Origin of the sequence: Candidatus Poriferisodalis sp. (assembly GCF_965208555.1) — a bacterium.
GTDB lineage: Bacteria > Actinomycetota > Acidimicrobiia > Acidimicrobiales > Poriferisodalaceae > Poriferisodalis.
In genome coordinates this window covers 3,548,958-3,568,413 of sequence record NZ_OZ242342.1, presented here as the reverse complement: position 1 = coordinate 3,568,413, position 19,456 = coordinate 3,548,958, and the positions used below count along the sequence as shown (strand labels likewise).

Sequence of the window (19,456 nt, the reverse complement as noted above, 5' to 3'; positions counted from 1 at the left end):
TTTCAGGCGGAAACCGTGACGTGCGGCGGCGGCCACGTCCCCGAGACGGTGCCGGTCGCGACCAGGTAGTCCATGACGCGTTCCAGCTGGCCCAGCAGCGCTTCGAGGTCGTTGGCACCCAGGGCCTCGGCTGCTGCAAGCGAGAGACGGTCGGTGTCGGCCTCGACCGAGCGGCGAGCGGAGTTGCCGTCGTCGGTTTGGGTGCCCTCGTCGGTGATCCATCCACGCTCGACGAGCCGGGCACAGGCGGCATCCCATTCTTCCAGCGTCCAGCCGCGGATCTTCTGGATCGTTGCGCCATTGCCGTGTCCGCCGCTGGTCATCATGACGTGACACTCGACGGGGTCCAGATCGCCAGCCGCCAATGCGATGTTGTGGGCGTCGAAGCGGAACTCCCGCAGCAGGGTGCAGCCGTGCCACAGATCCATGGCGGCGTCGCCGCCGTCTTCGCTGGGCCACGGCTGCTGTGCCCAAGCGCCGTAGAGCGGCCGGGCTCCGGCGGGCAGATCGGCGGTGAAGCTGCGCATTGCCGCTGCAGCACCGGCGATGTCGGCCGGCTCGGGGTAGTCGCCCAGCGCGCGGCCCATGGACGCCGTGGTGAGCTCGCGGTAGCGGGCCAGCACTGCATCGGGCTCCATGATGTCCCAGCATCCAGGTACGGCTCGGGAGACCATGCGCGGTGCAAAGTTGTAGAAGACCGATGTCACGGTGGGAGCGCTCACGGCACCCATGGGGGCGGATCGGTAGGCAAAGTACGCGTGCCACCAGCCTTTGAAGCCGTCATCGTTAAACCCATAGATCTCGGGTGAGTAGTAGGCGACCGTGTGGATGGGTTCCACGAACCGACCCAGCCGCCGGATCGGACTGCGACGGTCCTCGCTGCGAGGGATCTCGCCCATGTGTGCTCCTGATGCCTGTGGCGCTCGTGCGTCGGTGCCTGCAGGCGGCCAGACGACCCGCCCGAGGTGGCCGCAATGGTATGGCCCGGAACCTCGACACGCGATTCCCGCCGAGGCACACCAGCCCGGATCGACGCGACCGGGCCGCACTACGGTTCGTGCCATGACCGTTCATGGAATGCAGCACGAGACGAGCGTGGAAATCGCAGCGCCTCCGCAGGCCGTCTACGCCCTGGTGTCCGACGTCCCCCGCATGGGCGAGTGGAGCCCCGAGAATGTCGGAGCCGACTGGACCAACGGCACACCGGGTGCCGAAGGCTCGACATTCGAAGGCCACAATCGACTTGGCGAACGTGAATGGAGCGTGCCGTGCACCGTCACCGTCGCCCAGCCCCCAGAGTGCTTCGAATGGGTGACTCGCCCGGACGATCCCGAGGGTCCGTATGTGCGCTGGACCTACCGGATCTCGCCGGGTGCGGCAGGCGGAGCCACTCTGACCGAAATCTGGGATGTCCTCTCGCTGCCGCCTACCCTTCAGCCGCTCACCCCTGAACAACTGGCGGCGCGTGCAGACGTCGTGCGTGCAGGCATGACCGAGACGCTCGCCGCCATCAAGGCCGCCGCCGAGTCCTAAACCCGCTCGAGGCCGCGATGTCCTGGGCTAGGACGTGCAGCCCAAGCCGTTGCGATCGCGATCCAACCGGTAGGGGTCTACGCCGATCTCCTTGACGCGGACTGGCTTCTGCTCGGCCGTCAGATCGCCGCAGTTGAGCGCGTCGCCCGGCAGGTATGGCAAGCACGGCTCGTAGGCCGGGTGGCAATCGTTGGCAGGCTCTTCGATGGCCTCCTGGACTGCGTCGGGCTCACCAGCGGCGGAGGAATCGTCCTCCGGTGCTGTCGAGGACTCCGCGAGCGTCACCCTCGCCGTCAGCGGGGAGCTGAAGACGAACTCGGCGCCAGAACAGGACTCGAGCTGGGCATCGATCGATCGCTGCTCGGCGGCGTCCATCGTCAGGTTCCAGCGCGCCTTGACCGCAATCCAATCCGCTGCGTACTGGCAGCGGTAGCCCGACTCAGGCGGCCACCAGTCCTGTGGATCCTTGGCCCCCTTGCTCCGGTTCGTTGACGCGCTGACTGCGATGAGCGAGCGTGGGTCGTCCAGATCGTTCCCGAAGCGTGTCCACGTGTCGGCTGACCAAGCATGGCCGCCTGATTCCCATGCCTCGGCGAGCGGCACAGTGTGGTCGATGTCAAGGTCAGCCGCCGCCAGCACGACCACCGAGTCGTAGGTGGAGAACCATGTGCCGTCCGGGAGCTGTTCAGAGGCCAGCACCCGATCCCGCGTCGATTGGCCGCCGCTGTAGAGCCAGCCATCGAAGACCGCCTCCCGGTCGTATCCGGCTCTGCGCTCAGCCTGGACGCGCAGCCGTTCGAACAAGCCGATCACGCTCTGGCGTCGCTCCCGGTCGGCGGCTTCCGCCTCCGGATCGCGAACAGTGGCTTCAGGGAACGTGACCTGTGGGAACGCCTCCGATTCCTCTTCCTCAACGATGGTCTCGCCCGCGTCAGCCGATTCGGTGGCGTCGGCGGCACCGTCATCGCTCGCAGACTCGGTGGACGGCGGGCGTGTCACGGCCGTGTCGAGGTCTGGCTCCGTCGATGCTGGGCGAGCATCCGTGACGGGAGGAGCCGGCCGATTCTCCTCGACATCCGCGTTATCGCTGGTTCCTGCGTCGCACGAAGCAAGGACCAAAGCAGCACCCAACAGCAGGTGTCGGAGCTTCTGCCCCACAGCGACGCGATGGCTCTCGATCTGCCCGCTGCGTAGCACGCGCGCAACCTAGATCAGCCCGTGGCCAATCAGCGGTTGCAGCACTTCGCGACAGGCGTGAACCTTGCATGTAGGTGCTCTAGGCCTTGCATATGTGCATAGGCACATATGCTCTATTGTTGTGAACACCACCGATAGAGCGCATGCCGGCAAAGTCGTTCGAGTTGTTGCGGTTTCGGCGATTGCGTTGCTACTTGTGGCTGGCATGACTCTGGTGGCTGGCGCGCATGTGTACAGCGGAGTGTCGTGTTCGGCGGGTACTTCCTCGATCACGGTGTCGTGGAACGGCGAGATGCGCGCCTACCAATACACGGCGTGGGTGCGGAACTCCGCAGGATCAGAGGTCAGCCAGATCGTGGACTGGAGCGGTCGGACCACCGGGTCGGCCTCGTCGGAGTTCACCAATCTGTCGACGGGCACCTACACCGTGGGCGTGACCATGCAGACGGTCGACGGCTCATGGATCAGCATCGGGGAGGCGACCTGCACGGTCGCCACTGCCGGCACGACCACGACCACCACGACCACTACGACAACGACTACAACGCCGTCGAGCTCGTCGAGCAGCATTTCGTGTACGACGACCGCGTCCTCGATCACCGTGACCTTGGACCCCGCTGAGGGGACAACGGGCTGGGAAGTGTGGGCGGAGTACTCCACGGGATACCCGAGGTTCGGCCAGTTCATCCCGCTCGATGACGGAACCGACGACGAGCTGTCCCATGAGTGGACATCGGTTGCTCAGGGCACATGGACCGTGGACGGGACCGCGTACGCCAGCGGCTCCCACAGCACGCTCGCAGCGATCAGCTGCACGGTAGCCGGCGGCCTGTAGTGGCCCTGCTGGCAGCCATCGCGGCTGCCGGGCTGCTGCTCGTCGCCGGTTGCACTGGCAACGCCGGCACGGCCGACGACGCGCCATCGGCACCTTCGAAGGCCGATCCAGCGGCGTACACGCAGTTCGTCGTGGACCAAGCCGTCGCCCGTTATGAGGCAGAGGGGCTGGATTCCATGCTGGCTCACTACAACGACCCCGCCAACGTCGACGACGAGTGGTACGTGTTCGTCATCGATCGTGACGGCACCGTCATCGGCCACTACGAACCGGGTCGGCGGGGGCTGGACGTCAAGGGCGCCGTGGGCACCGACATCAACGGCTACAACTTCGGCCCTGAGATGCTCGCCGCTACCGAGTCGGGCCGTTGGGTGCCCTACGTGTATGTCAACCCGGCCGCAGAGACACTCGGCGACGACGACGTGTTCGAGCTGAAGAACGCCTGGGTCGTCCGCCATGACGGGCTGCTGTTCGGCTCTGGCTGGTACATCGACACCGAGGAGCTCGCACCGCTGCTGTTCTCAGAGGCGGCTGAGCACTTTCGCGACGGCGGGCTGGAGGCCTACTTCGCGTATTCCAACGATCCACGGGGCATCACTGCAGGCCTCATTCCGACCGCGCAGTACTACAACAGGACCAACACGCTGGACGGCTACTTCACGGGCATCGTCGCGACTCCCGACGGCCAGATCCTGGCTCACATAGATCCCAGCCTCATCGGGACCGACATCGAAGATCTGCTGGGACCGGCTGTGCGCGACGCCACCGCAGAGGGCGGCTGGATCGTCGCCAAGGACAATCCCGCCGAGTCCGGTCACCCCAGGACCATGCGCATGTGGCTGATCGACGTGGACGGCACACTCATAGGCGGCGGTTGGTACCGCAACGAGTCAACCGGCTGAATGACAGGAGAGCACTCATGGATGCAATGGACCTGGGGAGCCTGAACTGGTGGGCGATCATCGTGGCGATCGTGTTCAACCAGGTGCTCGGGGCAGCGTGGTACAGCACGCTGGCCAAGCCGTGGATGGCCGAAGTCGGGCTGACCGATGAGGACATGGAGGCGATGAAGGGCACGCCGCGCCAGTGGTACCCGTACGTGCTGGCGATCGTGCTGGCATTCGTCTTCACCCTGGCGCTGGCGCTGCTTGGCCAAGGCCTCGATGTCGATTCCTTCGGCGAAGGCCTCGGACTGGGCGTGCTCGCCGCTGTTGGCTTCGTTGTCACCTCCAACGGCATCAACTACGCCTTCGAGGGCCGCAGCTTCAGGCTGCTCGCGATCAACGCCGGCTACCCGCTGATCTCCTACAGCGTCATCGGTGTGCTGCTCGCGCTGTGGCGTTAGCCCAGCTTCTGGGCTGCAGCGGCCGCACCCGCTCAGGCCGGCGCGGTCACTGACCCACGATGTGGCGGAAGGCCGAGTACTTGGGCTGATCGATCGCCACCTGGTGTGCGGCCGAAGTGCGCAGGTAGTCCGCTAGACCGGGTTCGTCCAGCGGCATCGAGCCCTCCCGCAGCGCGTGCACGAGCTTCCAGCGCAACGCAGTCACCTGCTCGGCGACTGCAGCGTCCCCCGAGCGCGCTGAGTTTGCCAGCAGTGCCGCGTCGCCTACCAGAGCGGTGAGCCGGTCGAGCTCGTAACGATGCAGCTGCGGGCCGATCAGGCGTTCCCGCAGCGCGATGTCGATCGAATTGCCAGCCACAAGAGCGAGGAACTTCGTGCGTCCCTCGGTGGCTTGGCGGACCTCACCGTGCAGGAAGTCGCGCACGCTCTCGAGCAGCTCGTCCATGCGGGGCATGTCGCCTGCCGCGGCATGTGCGGCAGCACTGGTGTGGCTGCCCCCAAGCGCCGACGGCTCGCTCGGCCGGCGGCCGAAGTCGGGTTCGAGGAGACCAAGTTCAGACACGGCGGGGAGGAATTCGATGGGTCCGGGAATGATGAGGTTCACGCAGTCGAGCTGGCACTCCGAGCTGCGCCGGCCGATGCCGGGCCGCTCCACAGTGGCATCGGAGCCGATCCGGTAGCGATCAGCCATGCCGAGGCAGCCCACCGCCCACCAGAACGAGCCGAACACTTCCCAGTACTGCACGCGATCCCGGTCGATGGCTGTGCCCGAGACTTCCTCGTAGCCGGCGAACAGGTCCTCGTACTCGCCGAACCCGCCTACGGGCAGGTGACGCTGCCCGAATCGCCACGAGTTCGTGCACATCCAGCCCAAGTCGCGCATCGGGTCGCCGATATGTGCCGTCTCCCAATCGAGCACGGCGGTCAGGCCCTCGTCGGCATCCACCATGACGTTGCCGTTGCGGAAGTCGTTGTGCACCAGCGTCAGCTCGACCGAGCCGCGGCCGTCGAGTTGCTCAGTCAGCCACCGGCCCGCATAGTCGATCATCGGCTGGGGCGTGGGCATCTCCTTGTAGCGGTCCCATGACTCGGCCAAATACTCACCGGGATCGACCCTGCGCAGCACGTTCGCCAAGCCCGTGGTCTCCAGATCGATGCCGTGAACGCGCGCCATCTCTTGACCGCATTGAAAGGCCAGCCGTGAGCGGGCCGCTGCCAGTTCGGGTGCCCGGGCGATGCGAGCGCCCAAGGTCACGCCGTCCAGCCACTCCATGAGGAACCCGGCGCCGATGCCGTCTGCGGCCCGCAGCACGTACAGCACCTCGGGCTCGGGAACGCCTGCCGAGCGTGCCGTGCTCATGCACAACGCCTCGGCCTCCACGCCGGTGACGTTGTCGCCTTCGCGATCTTCGCCGTCAGGCCCCCGGCGCAGGCAGACGTCGAAGGTGTCCGCAGCATCCGACAAACGGCGGCACCGCAGCCGGTACGTTTCCATGCTGGCCCCGCCGCTCAGGCGCTCAGCGTCCTCCAAACGGGCGCAATCGGGAATCTCACGGCGCACCACCGCATCGAGCGCCTCGAAGAAGTCCGGCAACCGATGGTGGCCTTCGCCGGTCATCGCGCACTCCCGAGGTGGGGATCGGGTCTGGAGCGATCCGGCAGATCAGCCGCCGGTGTCGTCGTTCTGCTGTGACCCGAAGATCGTCGGCGGGCCCTTGCGCGACCAGTCCGGCGCCCCGTGCATCGTCCGCCCGCCGATGGTGAGCCTCTGCGATGCCTCGCCGCCGCAGATCCGTCCCCCGTTCGCCCCGGTGACCCCGTTCGCGCCGATGTGGCCGATGGGGTAGGACTCGATCGCGGAGTAGGTCTGCAGCAGCAAGGGTCGGGGCCGGGGCGAGTGGTTGGGCAGCGAGCCGTGCACCATGCAGCAGTTGTGCACGGTGACGGATCCAGCGGGTCCGTCGAGGTACACCATCTTCTCCAGATCCAGCCCAGCAATATCGGCGTCGCCCATCGCGCCGGCCCATGCGCCGTCGGAGGCGTACAAGTCGTACAGCTGACCGAGGTGGCTGCCGGGCAGCACGCCCATCGGAGACATGTCGTCGTCGACGTCTTCGAGATACACGCCGATCGTCAATGGCGTGAAGTCGGTGTGAGGCCAGAACTGGATGTCCTGGTGCCACTTCACCTCTTCGCCACCGTCAGACCACTTGAAATTGAGCTTGGAGTGGTGGTAGCGCACCGGTCCGCCCAGCAAAGCCGCAGCGAGCTGTGCCGGCGGACCCTCGAAGGTGAAGCGTGCGTATGTCGGATGCTGATCCACCGGTGAGATGAGCCGGCGCAGCCGTGGCGCTTCGGCGGTGTGTGTGGGCTCGAGGTCGAAGACCTTGCCGGAAGCAGTCTCGGCACGGCTGGCTTCAACGAAGTCCGCCGTCACCGACCGAAGCTCATCGAGCCAATCTGATCCGACAAAACCGGGCAGGCACAAGTACCCGTTCGCCTCATAGTCGGCACGCTGGCTGTCCGTGATGACGTCGCTGGCGGACGGGACAACTTCGGCGAGGGTCATGGCACAAACCGTACTGGGCGCCGTCCCGCAGGTCCTGCGTGCTCAGTCGGACTGTGGCTTGATCTCGTCCATCAGCAGCAGCAGGTCGATGACGTCGTGGGTTGCGACGGTGCCGCAGAAATCTCCGTCGGGTCCGTCCACTACTGGCGTCACGCTGATGGCGTACTTGGCCATGCGTTCAAGCACGTCGCTGATCGGCTCATCGGGGCGGGCTGCCATCGGGCACGGGCGCATCACCGCACGCAGCGGCGTCGTGGGCCGGTTGCCGCGCCGAACCCTTCGGAGTCGAGAAAGCGAGACGACGCCCACCACCTCGTCGTCGGACGCCACGACATAGTCGGTGTGCCCGGGCACCGTCCACTCCGCAAGGAGCTCCTCGACCGTCACGTTTGGACCTGGCAGCTCGCGAGTCGCGTCCAGCAAGCTGCCCACCCGGACGTCAGCGAGCGCGTAGCGAGCGAACGACGGCGGCATGGAATGCGGAGCCACCCGCACCTTGCTGGTCCGGGCGCGTTCGACCGCTGCGGTGATGAGCGGTGGCATCACCAGCATGTAACCGAGCATGACGAGCACGAGCAGCGAAAAGACATCCGCACCGATGACACCCTGTTCCAGCATCACCAGCAGGAACGCAACTTCGGCAACGCCCTTGGCCATCAGACCCGTGGCCATCGTCAACGGCACGTCGATGCGCACCAGGAACGTACCGATGAAGGCCCCGGCGAATTTGCCCGCCAGCGGGATGACGACCAGAGCGACGATGGTGGTCAGCGGCTGATCCAGGAAAGACAGGTCGAAGTACAGCCCGGCTGAAGCGAAGAACAGCGGCACGAACAGGCCTTCAGACGCGCTGCGGAATCCGGGCATGATGTCGTTGCGCACTTGCTCGGGCAGGCCCGACAGAGCGGCGCCGAAGAGCAGTGCCCCGATGCTGCCATGCAGACCCATGCGCTCCGCACCGACCACTACCAAGAACAGACCGCCCAGCAGCAGGCCGAACGACAGCTGCGGCACGTCGAAGATGCGTTGCAGCAGCGAGATAGCCGCAGGGAGCACGCGAGCCGACAGCAGCCAGGCAATCAGGACGAAACCGACGATCTGGGCGATCAGCCGGACGATCGCGGCGGCATCGGAAGCTTCGGCATGTTCGCCGACCGTGAAGCCGACCACCAGCAGCGCCATGATCTCGGCGATGAGCACGACCGCGAAGATCTTGAGACCGATGCGCTCGCGCAGCTGACCGCTGTCGGAGAGCACCTTGGCCACCAGGCCCAAGCTGGAGAGCGACAGCACGCCCGCCAGGGCGAGCGCGTCGGTCGTCGGAAGGCCGAGCGAGAAGCTCAGGCCGAAGATGTCCGAGGTGACCGACAGGGAGACCGCCGTGGAGATGGCGACAGAGATGAGTGCGGCGGCAAAGTAGCGGCCGCGGATGATCGACACGAAGCCGCGCACATCGATCTCGTCGAAGCCGATGACGAAGAACAGCACGAAGATTCCCAGTCCCAGGAAGATCTGCAGCTCACTGGTGGGCTCGACCACGCCGAAGACAGGACCCAGCAGGATGCCGGTCAGCGCATACGCGACGATCGAACTCAGGCCGAGTCGTCCCAGCAGCCCCTCGAGGAGCTTGGCCACGACAATCAGGAGCCCGAGCGGGACCAGCAGATCAGGCAGCATGCGAAGTCACACCTGGGTCAACAAGAGGTTCCGGGAGCTGCTGAGTCTCACACGGTCGCGGTGCCGGATACATGCCGACGGCTCATCCTGACTTAGGGTGAGGCGATGGCTGCGGAGCTGGTGATCTCCGGGGGTCGACTGGTGGCTCCGGCCGGCGCGGTCGAACCCGTCGACGTTGTCATCGACGGCGGACACATCACGGGAGTCATGCCCGCAGGGACGGGCCCGGCCGCACGACTGCGGCTGGACGCATCGGATGCCTGGGTGATGCCCGGCTTCGTCGACATCCAGGTGCACTTCCGGACTCCGGGCGGGACCGAGAGCGAGGACATGGCCTCAGGTGCTGCGGGAGCGGCCATGGGCGGAGTGACGGCATGTCTGATAATGCCAAATACTATTCCGGCGATTGATTCGCCTGCCATGGTGCGCGACGTGCTGGCCCTCGCCGCCGGCCTGCCGTGCGACATTCGCACATCTGCTTGTGTCACCGCGGATCGTGCGGGAGAGCTGCTGACAGACCTTGGGGCGCTGTATGCCGCTGGCGTTCGGGTCTTCACCGACGACGGCGACTGTGTCGCTGACGACTCGCTGATGGAGCAAGCCCTCGCCGCGACCGTGGAGCTTCCAGGAGCAGTCATCAGCCAGCACGCCGAGGATCCGGACATGGTCTCGGGCGGTGTCATCAACGCAGGAGCCGTAGCGGATCGTCTGGGCGTGCGAGGGCGCCCGGCCGATGCAGAGGTGTCAGTGGTGCACCGGGACATCGAGCTCGCACGGCGCACCGGCGGTCGCTACCACGTGCTGCACCTGTCCACCGCGGCAGCAATGGAGCTAGTGGTGCAAGCCAAGCGCGACGGCCTCGCTGTGACGGCTGAGGTGACGCCCCAGCACTTGGTGCTCACCGAGGACGACGTCGAGCGGCTCGGCACGACGGGGAAGATGAACCCGCCTCTGCGCTTGGCTGCCGACGTAGCGGCACTGCGGCGGGGGATCGTCGACGGTGCGCTCGACGCGGTGGCAACGGACCACGCGCCGCATCATCCTGTTCTCAAGGACCGACCTCTGGCCGACGCTCCACCGGGAATGATCGGGGTGGAAACGATGGCGTCAGTGGTGTGGTCTGAGCTCGTTGCCTCCGGCGAGATGTCGCCTGCTCGTTTTGTTGAGGTCGTCTCGACTGCGCCCGCTCGCATCGCTGGCATCACTGACCACGGCGGGCCGATCCGTACCGGCAGCCCTGCCAACGTCACCGTGTTCGACCCGGCCGAGACATGGACTGTTCGCGCCGCTGACTTGCAATCACGCAGCCTCAACTCGCCGTGGGCCGGCCAGGCACTCACTGGCCGGGTGCGTCACACGGTGCTGTCAGGGCGTCCGGTTGTGGTCGACTCCCAGTTGGCCTGAGACTCAGCGTCGCCGAGCTACCAGGCGCCGGCCTCACGCCAGGCTTCGAGCTCTTCCCATTCGACGCCGGCTTCGAGCAGCACCTCTTCGGTGTGCTGACCCAGCTCGGCCACCCAGGTGCCGGTCCGTGTCGGCGTGTCCGACATCGTGATCGGGCAGCCCACCCATGTCTGTTCGCCCCACTCGTCGTGATCGGCCTTGACGAGGTAGCTGTTGGCATAGGGCTGATCGCTGGCGACAACCTCCGAATGCGACCGAACGGGGCAGAAGCGCTGTTCGGCAGCCTCGAGTCGCTTGGACCACTCCTCGGTGCTGCGGGTCTGGAACACCTCGGTGAAGAAGGCCCGCATCTCCAGTGCCACTTCCTTGGGAACGAAGTAGGCGTTCCAGGTGGGATGGTCGGCGAGATCGGGGCGTTCGATTGCCTCGCACATGCCGGGCCACAGGTGTTCTGGGCAGCCGGCCATGGCAAGGGCACCGTCCGAGGTCGGGAACACGCCGTACAGCGCATGCACCAGCGGATGCCCGCCGTTCGATCGTCCCGCCTCCTCCCCGGTGAGCAGCAGATGGGTGTACTCGGTCGCCTGCAGCCAGATCTGCCCGCCGAGCAGGCTCACGTCGACGCGCTGGCCCCTGCCGGTGCGTTCACGAGCGAACAACGCCGCCAAGATCCCGGTCTGGAGGTTCTGCGCCCCGCAGTGGTCAGCGACCAGTGCGCCGTAGGTCGACAGCGGGCCGCCGTCGAAGCCGCTGGAGGCGACCACGCCACCGGCCGCCTGCCCGGCGATGTCAGCGCCTTCCCGGTCAGCGTCGGGCCCGTACGGCCCGAGGAAACTGCCGGCGGCCCAGATGATGCGGGGATTCATCGCCGCCAAGTCGTCATAGCCGAGGCCCCACTCGTCCAGGGTCCCCGGCTTGAAGTTCGACAGAACGACATCGGAAGTCTCGACCAGCTTCAAGAACGCCTCGCGCCCTGCATCGGTACGCAGGTCGAGTGTCACCGAGCGCTTGCCCCGGTTGCAGGCGATGAACACCGAGGTGTGCCCGAAGTCTTCGAGCATGTCGACGTGACGGCCGACGTCGCCGATCTGCGGCAGCTCGATCTTGATGACCTCGGCGCCGAGGCCGTGCAGCATGGCACCGGCCTGCGGGCCTTGCACGAGGGTCGACAGGTCGAGGATGCGAACTCCGTCCAGTGCACCGGGCATGGCTGTTCCTTTGTCGGGGATGTCGGCAGCGGTTCGGAAGGATCGTAATTGGCAAAAGCGGCTGCGAGAATGGGCCGCCGTGAGCGGGACCGCTGCCACCACAGGCGCTGAACTCGAAGAGGCATCGGCCCGGACCCTCCGGTTCTCGATCCTGATCTCGGCTGTGCGCTGCACGCTGACCTATGTGATCCTGCCGTTCGCAGCGCCGGCCATCGGATTGGCAGCAGGAGTCGGACCTGCAGTGGGGATCCCCATTGCCGTGGTAGCACTCTGGGCGAACGTGGCCAGCATCAGACGGCACTGGCACACCGGTCACCGATGGAAGTGGCCGATCAGCCTGCTGAATGCCGGGATCATCGTCCTGCTGGTCATCCTGCTTGTTCTCGACGTGGGACAGCTGCTGTAGGGCTGCGCTACTGGCGTCGTGGGAAGCGTCCGAGGGCGGTCTCCAGTTAGGTTCGCCGGATGCAGGTGCTGATCACAGGAGCTGCCGGAATGCTCGGCCAGAAACTGGCCAGGCGCTTGGCGGACGTCGGAACATTGCGTGCGAGACCCATCAAGCGGATCGACCTCGTCGACATCAACGAAGGGCCAGCCGTCCCGGCCATCTGCACGGCACACGTCGCCGATATCTGCCAACCCGAGGTCGCCGCCGAATTGCTCAGGCCACTGCCCGATGTGATCTTCCACCTCGCCGGGGTCGTGTCCGGCGAAGCGGAAGCCGATTTCGACAAGGGCATGGCCGTCAACATCGACGGCACGCGGGTGCTCTTCGATGCAATCCGCTGCGCCGAGGGCGCCCCACGCGTCATTTTCACTTCGTCGATAGCGGTGTTCGGCGTGCCGTTCCCCGATCCGATCCCCGACGACTTCCACCTCACACCGCTCACCTCCTATGGCACAGAAAAGATGGTCGCCGAGGCGCTGCTCGCTGACTACAGCCGCCGCGGTTTCTTCGATGGCGTCGGCGTTCGCCTGCCCACCATCAGCGTTCGTCCGGGTACTCCGAATGCCGCCGCCTCGGGATTCTTCAGCAGCATCATCCGTGAACCGCTGGCCGGCGTCCAAGCCGTGCTGCCCGTGTCCAGGCAGGTACGCCACAGCCATGCCAGCCCGCGTACAGCGATCAGGTACCTGCTCCATGCTGCCGAGTTGGACAGCACGACTCTGGGAACACGCCGGAACCTCACCATGCCAGGGGTGTCGGTCACCGTCGGCGAGCAGATCGATGCCCTCGCTCGGGTGGCTGGACCTGATGCAGCGGAATTGATCGTCGAAGCGCCCGAGCCGGCCATCGCTGAGATCGTTGCCGGATGGCCTGAGCGATTCGATGCGCGGCGAGCCCTGAGCCTGGGTTTCGTTCCGGACCAGAGCTACGACGACATCATCCGGGCCTACCTCGAAGACGACGTTGTGAGCGATTGATGCAGGTGCGCCGCGCGGGGTCGCGCGTTTGGCACACTGGCTGGACATGCGGGTACATGTCCCGGCGGCTGCTGCGGCGGCGCTGTGACCGCAAACCCTGTCCTAGCGGTGACGCCGATGCGCATTCTGTTTGCCGACAAGATCGACACTGGGCGCTTGGGCCGACTCGAGGCCGCGGGACACGAGTGCATTGTCAAACCCGAACTGACAGCGGACGACCTTCCGGAGCACATCGAGGGCATCGAAGTCCTGGTCGTACGCAGCACTGACGTGAGCCGCAAGGTGTTCAAGTCGGCTGATCGGCTCAGCATGGTGCTGCGCGCGGGTGCGGGGACCGACACCATCGACTGCGACGGGGCTGCCAAGTTCGGCGTGTACGTCTGCAACGTGCCCGGGCGCAACGCGGTGGCCGTGGCCGAGCTCACCATGGGCTTGCTGCTGGCCGTCGACCGCCAGATCCCCGACGCCACCTCGGACCTGCATGAGGGTCGTTGGAACAAGGCCTCCTACATGGGCGCCACGGGCCTGAAGGGGCGTCGCATGGCGATCGTCGGCATGGGCGCGATCGGCATCGAGGTCGCTCGCCGCGCGGCAGCATTCGGCATCGAGCTAGCGGCGCTGTACCGCGCTGATCGCTCCCGCGCTCTGCTCGCCGAGATGAAGCAGCTCGAGATTCAGATCCATCCGGATTGGGACAGCTTGCTCGCAGGCGCCGACATCGTGTCGGTGCACCTGCCCGCCACTCCTGAGACCTGTGGCCTCGTGGACGCAGATTTTCTGGCGAAGATGCCCGATGGGGCGATTTTGCTCAACACTTCGCGCGGCGAGATAGTGGACGAGGAGGCGCTGCTGCGTGTTCTCGACGAGCGAGACATGCGGGCTGGACTCGATGTCTTCTGCGGGGAGCCTCCTGGCGCAGCCTCGGATTGGCAATCGCCGCTGGCATCACACCCGCGTGTGACCGGCACCCATCACATCGGCGCCTCCACGGTGCAGGCCTCCGAAGACATCGCCGACGGTGTCGTCGAAGTGCTCGAGGCCTTCACTGCGGGTGATGTGCTGAATTGTGTCAATCGTGCGGAGCGACCTTTGGGTCGCAGCACCATCGTGGTCCGCCATCGCGATCAGGTGGGTGTGCTGGCCGGAATCCTCATGGCCTTGCGCGCCAGCGGCATCAACGTTCAGCAGATGCAGAACGAGATCCTGGCGGGACCGAAACACCATGCTGCAGTGGCGACAATCCGAGTGTCGCGGCGTCCTTCGCAGAAGGTGCTCGCAGAGCTCGCCGAGATGGAGGCCATCTACGGCATCCGGCTCATCAACACCGGTTGAGCGTCCAAGCCGACGCAGGGGCCTACCCTGACCCGATGTCCGGCAGGGCTCTGAACCAGCAGCGCCCTGCGCGCAGCCCGATGGCCGCCATCGTCATCGCCGGCAGCATCATCACGGCGATCTCGCTCGGCGTGCGGGCCACCATGGGCCTGTTCACCGACGAGATCGATCTTGCCTTGGGCGTCGGCGTGGACACGTTCGGCCTCACGATCGCTGTGCAGAACTTGGTGTGGGGTCTCAGCCAACCCTTGGCCGGAGCCATTGCCGATCGTTTCGGCGCCGGTCGAGTCCTGATCTTTGGGGCTGTCGTCTATGCAGGCGGTCTGCTCGTCATGGCGAATGCAGGCGGCGCTGCCGGCTTGCACACCGGCGGCGGACTCATCGTGGGGCTCGGTATGTCGGCGGCATCGTTCGCAGTGGTGCTGTCGTCGATCGGCAAGCTCGTCGAACCCAGCCGTCGCTCGATGGCCTTAGGCATCGCCACCGCATTCGGGTCATTCGGTCATTTCCTGCTGGTGCCGGTCACGCGGGTCTTCATCGACCTGCTCGGCTGGCGTGGCTCGATCGTCTTCCTAGCCGCTGTCACGATGGTCATCGCGACGGCGGTGCGGCCGCTGCGTACCGGCATTCGCATCGTCCCACTCGAGGGCGTCGACACGCCTGGCGCCGGCGCCAGCGCCGGCGGCCCAGACCACGAGCCGCTCGGCCAGATCACCGGCCGGGCCTTGCGCCACCGCGACTACCTGCTGGTGAACGCTGCCTTCTTCGTGTGCGGCTTTCACGTGACCTTCATCGGCGTCCACCTGCCGAAATCACTCACCGATGCCGGCTACGGATCCAGCGTCGCCACGTGGTCGTTGGCACTCATCGGGCTCTTCAACATTGTCGGTGCCTTCTCCGCGGGATTGCTCGGCGTCCGCATCAACAAGAGCCGCTTGCTCAGCATCATCTACGTCACCCGGGCCGCTGCCTTTGCGGGCTTGCTGCTACTGCCGGTCACGCCCGTGGTGGCGCTCGGCTTCGGCGCGCTGCTCGGCGTGGTGTGGCTGGCGAGCGTGCCGCTCACCTCGGGCATCGTGCTGGGCCAGTTCGGCGTACGGAATGCGGGGACGCTGTTCGGCTTCGTCTTCCTGTCACACCAAGTCGGAGCATTCCTCGGTTCTTGGGGCGCTGGCGAGATCCGCGAGCTGACCGGCTCGTACGATCTGTGGTGGTGGCTGGCCGCCGCTCTGGGAGTGATGGCTGCCGTGATTCACTTCAGCATCTCCGACAAGCCTGCGCCCGCTCAGCCGGTTCTTGGGGCTGGGCCGGCACCTGCACCATCCGCAGGAGCCTCGGCAGCTCTCGCCGCTCAACCGCCGAAGACGCCGTAGCTGCCCTCGACGACCAGGCGGATGGAGACATACAGCCCGAACAGCGGGCACAAGATCCAGGGAGCGTTGAATCCCAGGATCATGCCGTACAGCTCGCCCCTGCTGATGTCTCGGTGACGCTTCGCAACGAAGAAGCTCATCAGGTAGATGGACGTCGCATATGTCCACTGCCAGAAGAACATGATCCCGAGGATTCCTGCCGCAAGCGGCGACAGGAACTCCGTCGTGAATGCGGCGTGCAGGATCAGCGTGGGTATGGCCGTGACGAAGCCGTTGCCCACGTCCACGTTGAATCCGTAGCTGCGGCGATCGGCGTACGAACCGTCGTATACGGAATAGGCAGCCCACACGTCGGCCCACACCGTCGGCGAGAAGGCTGACCGCAGCGGAACCCTGGACGTGAGGAACTCCGTTGCCGGGCTCCGGCCAGTCTGCCGCCGCTGCTCACGCCAATGGGCCGTACGCGTCTCGATGTAGTCGCGCCGGAAGAAGAGGCAGATCTCCCAGTAGCAGATCACGAGGTTGGTGGACAGGAACAGGGCCAGGACCACGTAGGTGATCCCGACGCCCCCGTGCCAGTACAGGCGGTGCCCAATGCCCAGTGCCGCGAGCAGCCCGATCTTCAGAGCCGCCAACAGCCCCGCAGGCAACGACATGCGCCTCTCGCCGGCCAGCCGTCTGTGGGCTAGCGGCTTCCCTGCACGGCGTTGTCACGCCAGGCGACCGTGTCGGCAATGGAGTTGAACGTGAAGACATGCAGCCCGGTGATGTCGAGCCGGTTGGCATGGGGGGCGAGCAGGTCGACCAGACCGCTGGGGTCATACCCGCCGGGGCGCAGCATGCGTGCCACTGCGCCGGTGTTCTTGCGCAGATAGCGCAGCGAGGCGCCGATGCCCAGTCGGGTGCTGATGCTCAGCAAGCGGGCGGGATCGACCGCGCCGGGCATTCCGAGGTGCACCGGCAGGACCAAACCGCTGTCACGCTCGGACTGCAGCCACTCGATGATGGATCGTGCGTGGAAGCACATCTGCGTCGCAGCGTGGCCCGCTATGCCGGCTTCGTTCAACAGCGCTTGCTTGCGATGCAGCGCCTCGTGCAGCACTGCATCACTGATCAGCGCGTGGCCTTCGGGATAGGAGGTCACGCCGATGTGGGTCAGGGAATGCTCGACGTCGCGGAGCGCTTCCAGAAGGCCCGCTGCACTGTCGAACGGACCGGCAGGTGAAGGCAGATCACCGCCGACGAGGAAGATCTCGGACAACCCCAGCGAGGCGATCCGGCCCAAGAGCTCTTCGAGGTGCGCTCGGCTGTGGATCATGCGCGCGGCGAGGTGGGGGACCGGCCGGTGACCGAGCACGCAGAGCTCTGCCGTCAAGTCCAGCGTGTCCTCCAGCGTTTTGGAGGCCGACGCCGTGACTGACACCGGCGAGTCCGACGGCAGGTGCGGAAGCTGATCCGCCAGGTTGCGCAGCGGGATCAGCTCCCACTGGGCGTGATCCAGCAAGCGACGGCGAGCGGCAGCATCGTCGCCGGTCAGCGGCCGGCGACGACGAAGCGAACCGCATCCCGCCAGCGGCTTCGCGGGACGCCATGCGCTCAGCCAGCTCGGCGTGCGATTCGAAGTGAAGAAGGCGAGCAACGACAACTCCGTCAGCTCAGGCCGACGATCTCGCCGTCGGCATCGAGGTCGATATGACGCGCAGCCGGATCTCGACCCAGCCCCGGCATGGTGCGCATGTCGCCGCAGATCGGATACACGAATCCGGCGCCGACCGAGGCCCGCACCTCGCGCACGGGCAGGGTCCAGCCCGTCGGTGCACCCTTGAGCGAGGCGTCCGACGAGATGGACAGGTGGGTCTTGGCGATGCACACCGGCAGGTTGCCGAAGCCGTTGCGCTCGTAGCCGTCGATCTCCCGGTTCGCCCGGGCGGTGTAGCTCACGTCGGTTGCGCCGTACACGTTGGTTGCGACGGCGCTGATCTTGTCCCGCAGCGACATGTCGTCCGGGTACAGCACCGAGAAGTCCGTCGGTTCCTCGGCTGCCTCCGCAACCGCCTCGGCAAGGCTGGCCGCACCCGCACCGCCATCGGCAAAGTGGGTGCAGCGGGCGGAGCGGGCGCCGTACTCGGCGGCGATCTCGGCGATGGCGTCGAGGTCAGCCTCGTGGTCCCCCGGGAACTGGTTGATCGCCACTACCGGGGAAACGCCGTGTATGCGCACGTTGGAGAGCTGCTTGCGCAGGTTGTCGCCGCCGGCGTGCACCTCATCGGGGTTGGCCTCGAGGAGGGCAGGCGGCAGCGGTCGGCCGGCCACGATCCGATGCTTGCCCGAGTGGGCCTTGAGGCCGCGCACTGTTGCCACGATCACTGCGGCATCAGGAGACACTCCCGAGTACCGGCACTTGATGTTGAAGAATCGCTCAGCGCCCATGTCGGCACCGAATCCCGCCTCGGTCAGCAGAAAATCCGAGGTCCCGATGCCGATCTGGTCGGCAACGATCGAGGAGTTGCCGGTCGCGATGTTCCCGAACGGACCCGTGTGGACGAGCGCCGGGGAGCCTTCGAGCGTCTGCATCAGGTTCGGCTTGATGGCCTCGCGCAGCAGCACGGCCATGGAGCCAGCAGCACCGATGTCCTCAGCGGTCACCGGTTCGCCGCCCTTGGTGTAGCCCAGCACGATGCGGCCGAGCCGGGCACGCAGGTCCGACATGGACGTGCACAGGGCAAGCGTGGCCATCACTTCGGATGCAGCGGTGATGTCGAAACCGGACTCGCGGGGGATGCCGTCGAGGCGACCGCCCAATCCGAGAGTGACATTGCGCAGTGCCCGGTCGTTCACATCGAGTACTCGCCGCCACGTGATGTTGTGAATGTCGAGGCCCGCCTCGTTGCCGTGATACAGGTGCGCGTCCAGCATCGCGGCGCACAGGTTGTGGGCGGCCGTCACTGCGTGCATGTCGCCGGTGAGGTGCAGGTTGAACAGATCCATCGGCACGACTTGGCTGTAGCCCCCGCCGGCGGCGCCGCCCTTGATGCCGAACGTGGGCCCCATCGACGGCTGCCGGATGGCGATCGTGGCGGTTCGGCCTATGTGTCCGAAGGCCTGCCCGAGACCTACGGTCGTGGTGGTCTTGCCTTCGCCGAGCGGCGTCGGGGTGATGGCCGTCACCACCACGTAGCGCCCTCGGGGCCGGTCGGCCATGGCCTCTGCCGCTTCGAGCTTGACCTTGGCCACGCCCGAGCCGTACAGCTCCAGGTACTCCTGCGGGATGCCTGCCTCGTCCGCGATCTCAGTCAGCGGCCGGATCTGCGCCGCCGATGCAATCTCGAGATCGCTCGGAAACCCGCCTGTTGTCGTCATGCCGTGCACCCCCACGTGAATTGAGCCCTTTACACCCTGCCAGAACCTCGTGACACCGCTGTGCCACCGATTCAGTGTCGTCAATTGCCGGGTTGTTCGGCTACTGTTCCCCTAGTTGCTGTTCCGCTGAGTGGAACTGTTCCATCATACAGAACAGCGACGAAGCAGTTCAGCACAGCTGCAATCCGGCAACAGTGG

The 19,456-nt window shown here is 66.0% G+C and carries 18 protein-coding genes; 9 read left to right on the top strand and 9 right to left on the bottom strand.

Annotation, left to right across the window (positions count from 1 at the left end; all coding sequences use genetic code 11):
* Positions 1 to 2: 2 nt before the first annotated feature.
* Positions 3 to 899, bottom strand: coding sequence for an SCO6745 family protein (locus tag ACOGXE_RS16265; protein WP_419931930.1), 897 nt, complete (start codon positions 897 to 899; stop codon positions 3 to 5).
* Positions 900 to 1,062: 163 nt separating this feature from the next.
* On the opposite strand from ACOGXE_RS16265, the gene ACOGXE_RS16260 reads away from it, so the two are divergent.
* Positions 1,063 to 1,533, top strand: a complete 471-nt coding sequence (locus ACOGXE_RS16260) for an SRPBCC family protein (RefSeq protein WP_419931929.1) — start codon at positions 1,063 to 1,065, stop codon at positions 1,531 to 1,533.
* Between the two features lie 27 nt (positions 1,534 to 1,560).
* Here the strand turns inward: ACOGXE_RS16260 and ACOGXE_RS16255 are convergent, their stop codons facing one another.
* Complete coding sequence (locus tag ACOGXE_RS16255) at positions 1,561 to 2,532, bottom strand: HNH endonuclease family protein (protein WP_419931928.1); 972 nt, start codon at positions 2,530 to 2,532, stop codon at positions 1,561 to 1,563.
* A gap of 403 nt (positions 2,533 to 2,935) precedes the next feature.
* On the opposite strand from ACOGXE_RS16255, the gene ACOGXE_RS16250 reads away from it, so the two are divergent.
* From ACOGXE_RS16250 to ACOGXE_RS16240, 3 genes are read left to right on the top strand one after another with little or no spacing between them, the layout of a single operon-like run.
* Positions 2,936 to 3,565 carry a hypothetical protein gene (locus tag ACOGXE_RS16250; protein ID WP_419931927.1) on the top strand — a complete coding sequence of 210 codons (630 nt, stop codon included), beginning with the start codon at positions 2,936 to 2,938 and terminating at the stop codon, positions 3,563 to 3,565.
* Positions 3,565 to 4,467 carry a cache domain-containing protein gene (locus ACOGXE_RS16245; protein WP_419931926.1) on the top strand — a complete coding sequence of 301 codons (903 nt, stop codon included), beginning with the start codon at positions 3,565 to 3,567 and terminating at the stop codon, positions 4,465 to 4,467. The genes ACOGXE_RS16250 and ACOGXE_RS16245 overlap by 1 nt, the downstream gene beginning before the upstream one ends.
* A gap of 17 nt (positions 4,468 to 4,484) precedes the next feature.
* A complete protein-coding gene (locus tag ACOGXE_RS16240) occupies positions 4,485 to 4,910 on the top strand; it encodes a DUF1761 domain-containing protein (RefSeq protein WP_419931925.1) in 426 nt (141 codons plus the stop codon).
* Between the two features lie 46 nt (positions 4,911 to 4,956).
* Here ACOGXE_RS16240 and ACOGXE_RS16235 read toward each other — a convergent pair whose 3' ends face one another.
* The 3 genes from ACOGXE_RS16235 to ACOGXE_RS16225 are packed head-to-tail and all read right to left on the bottom strand — an operon-like array spanning position 4,957 to position 9,156.
* Positions 4,957 to 6,528, bottom strand: coding sequence for a phosphotransferase family protein (locus tag ACOGXE_RS16235; protein ID WP_419931924.1), 1,572 nt, complete (start codon positions 6,526 to 6,528; stop codon positions 4,957 to 4,959).
* 45 nt (positions 6,529 to 6,573) lie between these two features.
* Positions 6,574 to 7,479 (bottom strand): phytanoyl-CoA dioxygenase family protein, encoded by a 906-nt coding sequence (locus tag ACOGXE_RS16230; protein WP_419931923.1) that lies wholly within the window; start codon positions 7,477 to 7,479, stop codon positions 6,574 to 6,576.
* A gap of 42 nt (positions 7,480 to 7,521) precedes the next feature.
* Positions 7,522 to 9,156: a cation:proton antiporter gene (locus ACOGXE_RS16225; protein ID WP_419931922.1), complete on the bottom strand. Its 1,635-nt coding sequence runs from the start codon at positions 9,154 to 9,156 to the stop codon at positions 7,522 to 7,524.
* Positions 9,157 to 9,261: 105 nt separating this feature from the next.
* On the opposite strand from ACOGXE_RS16225, the gene ACOGXE_RS16220 reads away from it, so the two are divergent.
* Entirely contained in the window at positions 9,262 to 10,560 is a 1,299-nt protein-coding gene (locus ACOGXE_RS16220; RefSeq protein WP_419931921.1) for a dihydroorotase, read from the top strand.
* Between the two features lie 17 nt (positions 10,561 to 10,577).
* Here ACOGXE_RS16220 and ACOGXE_RS16215 read toward each other — a convergent pair whose 3' ends face one another.
* Positions 10,578 to 11,768 (bottom strand): CaiB/BaiF CoA transferase family protein, encoded by a 1,191-nt coding sequence (locus tag ACOGXE_RS16215; protein ID WP_419931920.1) that lies wholly within the window; start codon positions 11,766 to 11,768, stop codon positions 10,578 to 10,580.
* 79 nt (positions 11,769 to 11,847) lie between these two features.
* Here ACOGXE_RS16215 and ACOGXE_RS16210 point away from each other — a divergent pair, with 79 nt between their 5' ends.
* The 4 genes from ACOGXE_RS16210 (at position 11,848) to ACOGXE_RS16195 (ending at position 15,898) form a co-directional block, all read left to right on the top strand.
* Positions 11,848 to 12,174 (top strand): hypothetical protein, encoded by a 327-nt coding sequence (locus tag ACOGXE_RS16210; RefSeq protein ID WP_419864752.1) that lies wholly within the window; start codon positions 11,848 to 11,850, stop codon positions 12,172 to 12,174.
* A gap of 59 nt (positions 12,175 to 12,233) precedes the next feature.
* Positions 12,234 to 13,193, top strand: coding sequence for a D-erythronate dehydrogenase (gene denD / locus ACOGXE_RS16205; protein WP_419931919.1), 960 nt, complete (start codon positions 12,234 to 12,236; stop codon positions 13,191 to 13,193).
* Between the two features lie 117 nt (positions 13,194 to 13,310).
* The gene (locus ACOGXE_RS16200; protein WP_419931918.1) at positions 13,311 to 14,525 is read left to right on the top strand and encodes an NAD(P)-dependent oxidoreductase; all 1,215 of its coding nucleotides are present in this window, start codon (positions 13,311 to 13,313) and stop codon (positions 14,523 to 14,525) included.
* A 35-nt stretch (positions 14,526 to 14,560) separates the two neighbouring features.
* A complete protein-coding gene (locus tag ACOGXE_RS16195) occupies positions 14,561 to 15,898 on the top strand; it encodes an MFS transporter (RefSeq protein WP_419931917.1) in 1,338 nt (445 codons plus the stop codon).
* Here ACOGXE_RS16195 and ACOGXE_RS16190 read toward each other — a convergent pair.
* Genes ACOGXE_RS16190 through ACOGXE_RS16180 form a run of 3 tightly spaced genes read right to left on the bottom strand, consistent with a single transcriptional unit; the run spans position 15,877 to position 19,258 of the window.
* Complete coding sequence (locus ACOGXE_RS16190) at positions 15,877 to 16,554, bottom strand: hypothetical protein (protein WP_419931916.1); 678 nt, start codon at positions 16,552 to 16,554, stop codon at positions 15,877 to 15,879. The genes ACOGXE_RS16195 and ACOGXE_RS16190 overlap by 22 nt on opposite strands.
* A 29-nt stretch (positions 16,555 to 16,583) precedes the next feature.
* On the bottom strand, positions 16,584 to 17,543 hold the full coding sequence (locus ACOGXE_RS16185; protein ID WP_419931915.1) for a methylenetetrahydrofolate reductase: 960 nt from the start codon (positions 17,541 to 17,543) through the stop codon (positions 16,584 to 16,586).
* Between the two features lie 5 nt (positions 17,544 to 17,548).
* Positions 17,549 to 19,258, bottom strand: coding sequence for a formate--tetrahydrofolate ligase (locus tag ACOGXE_RS16180; protein ID WP_419931914.1), 1,710 nt, complete (start codon positions 19,256 to 19,258; stop codon positions 17,549 to 17,551).
* Positions 19,259 to 19,456 lie beyond the last annotated feature (198 nt).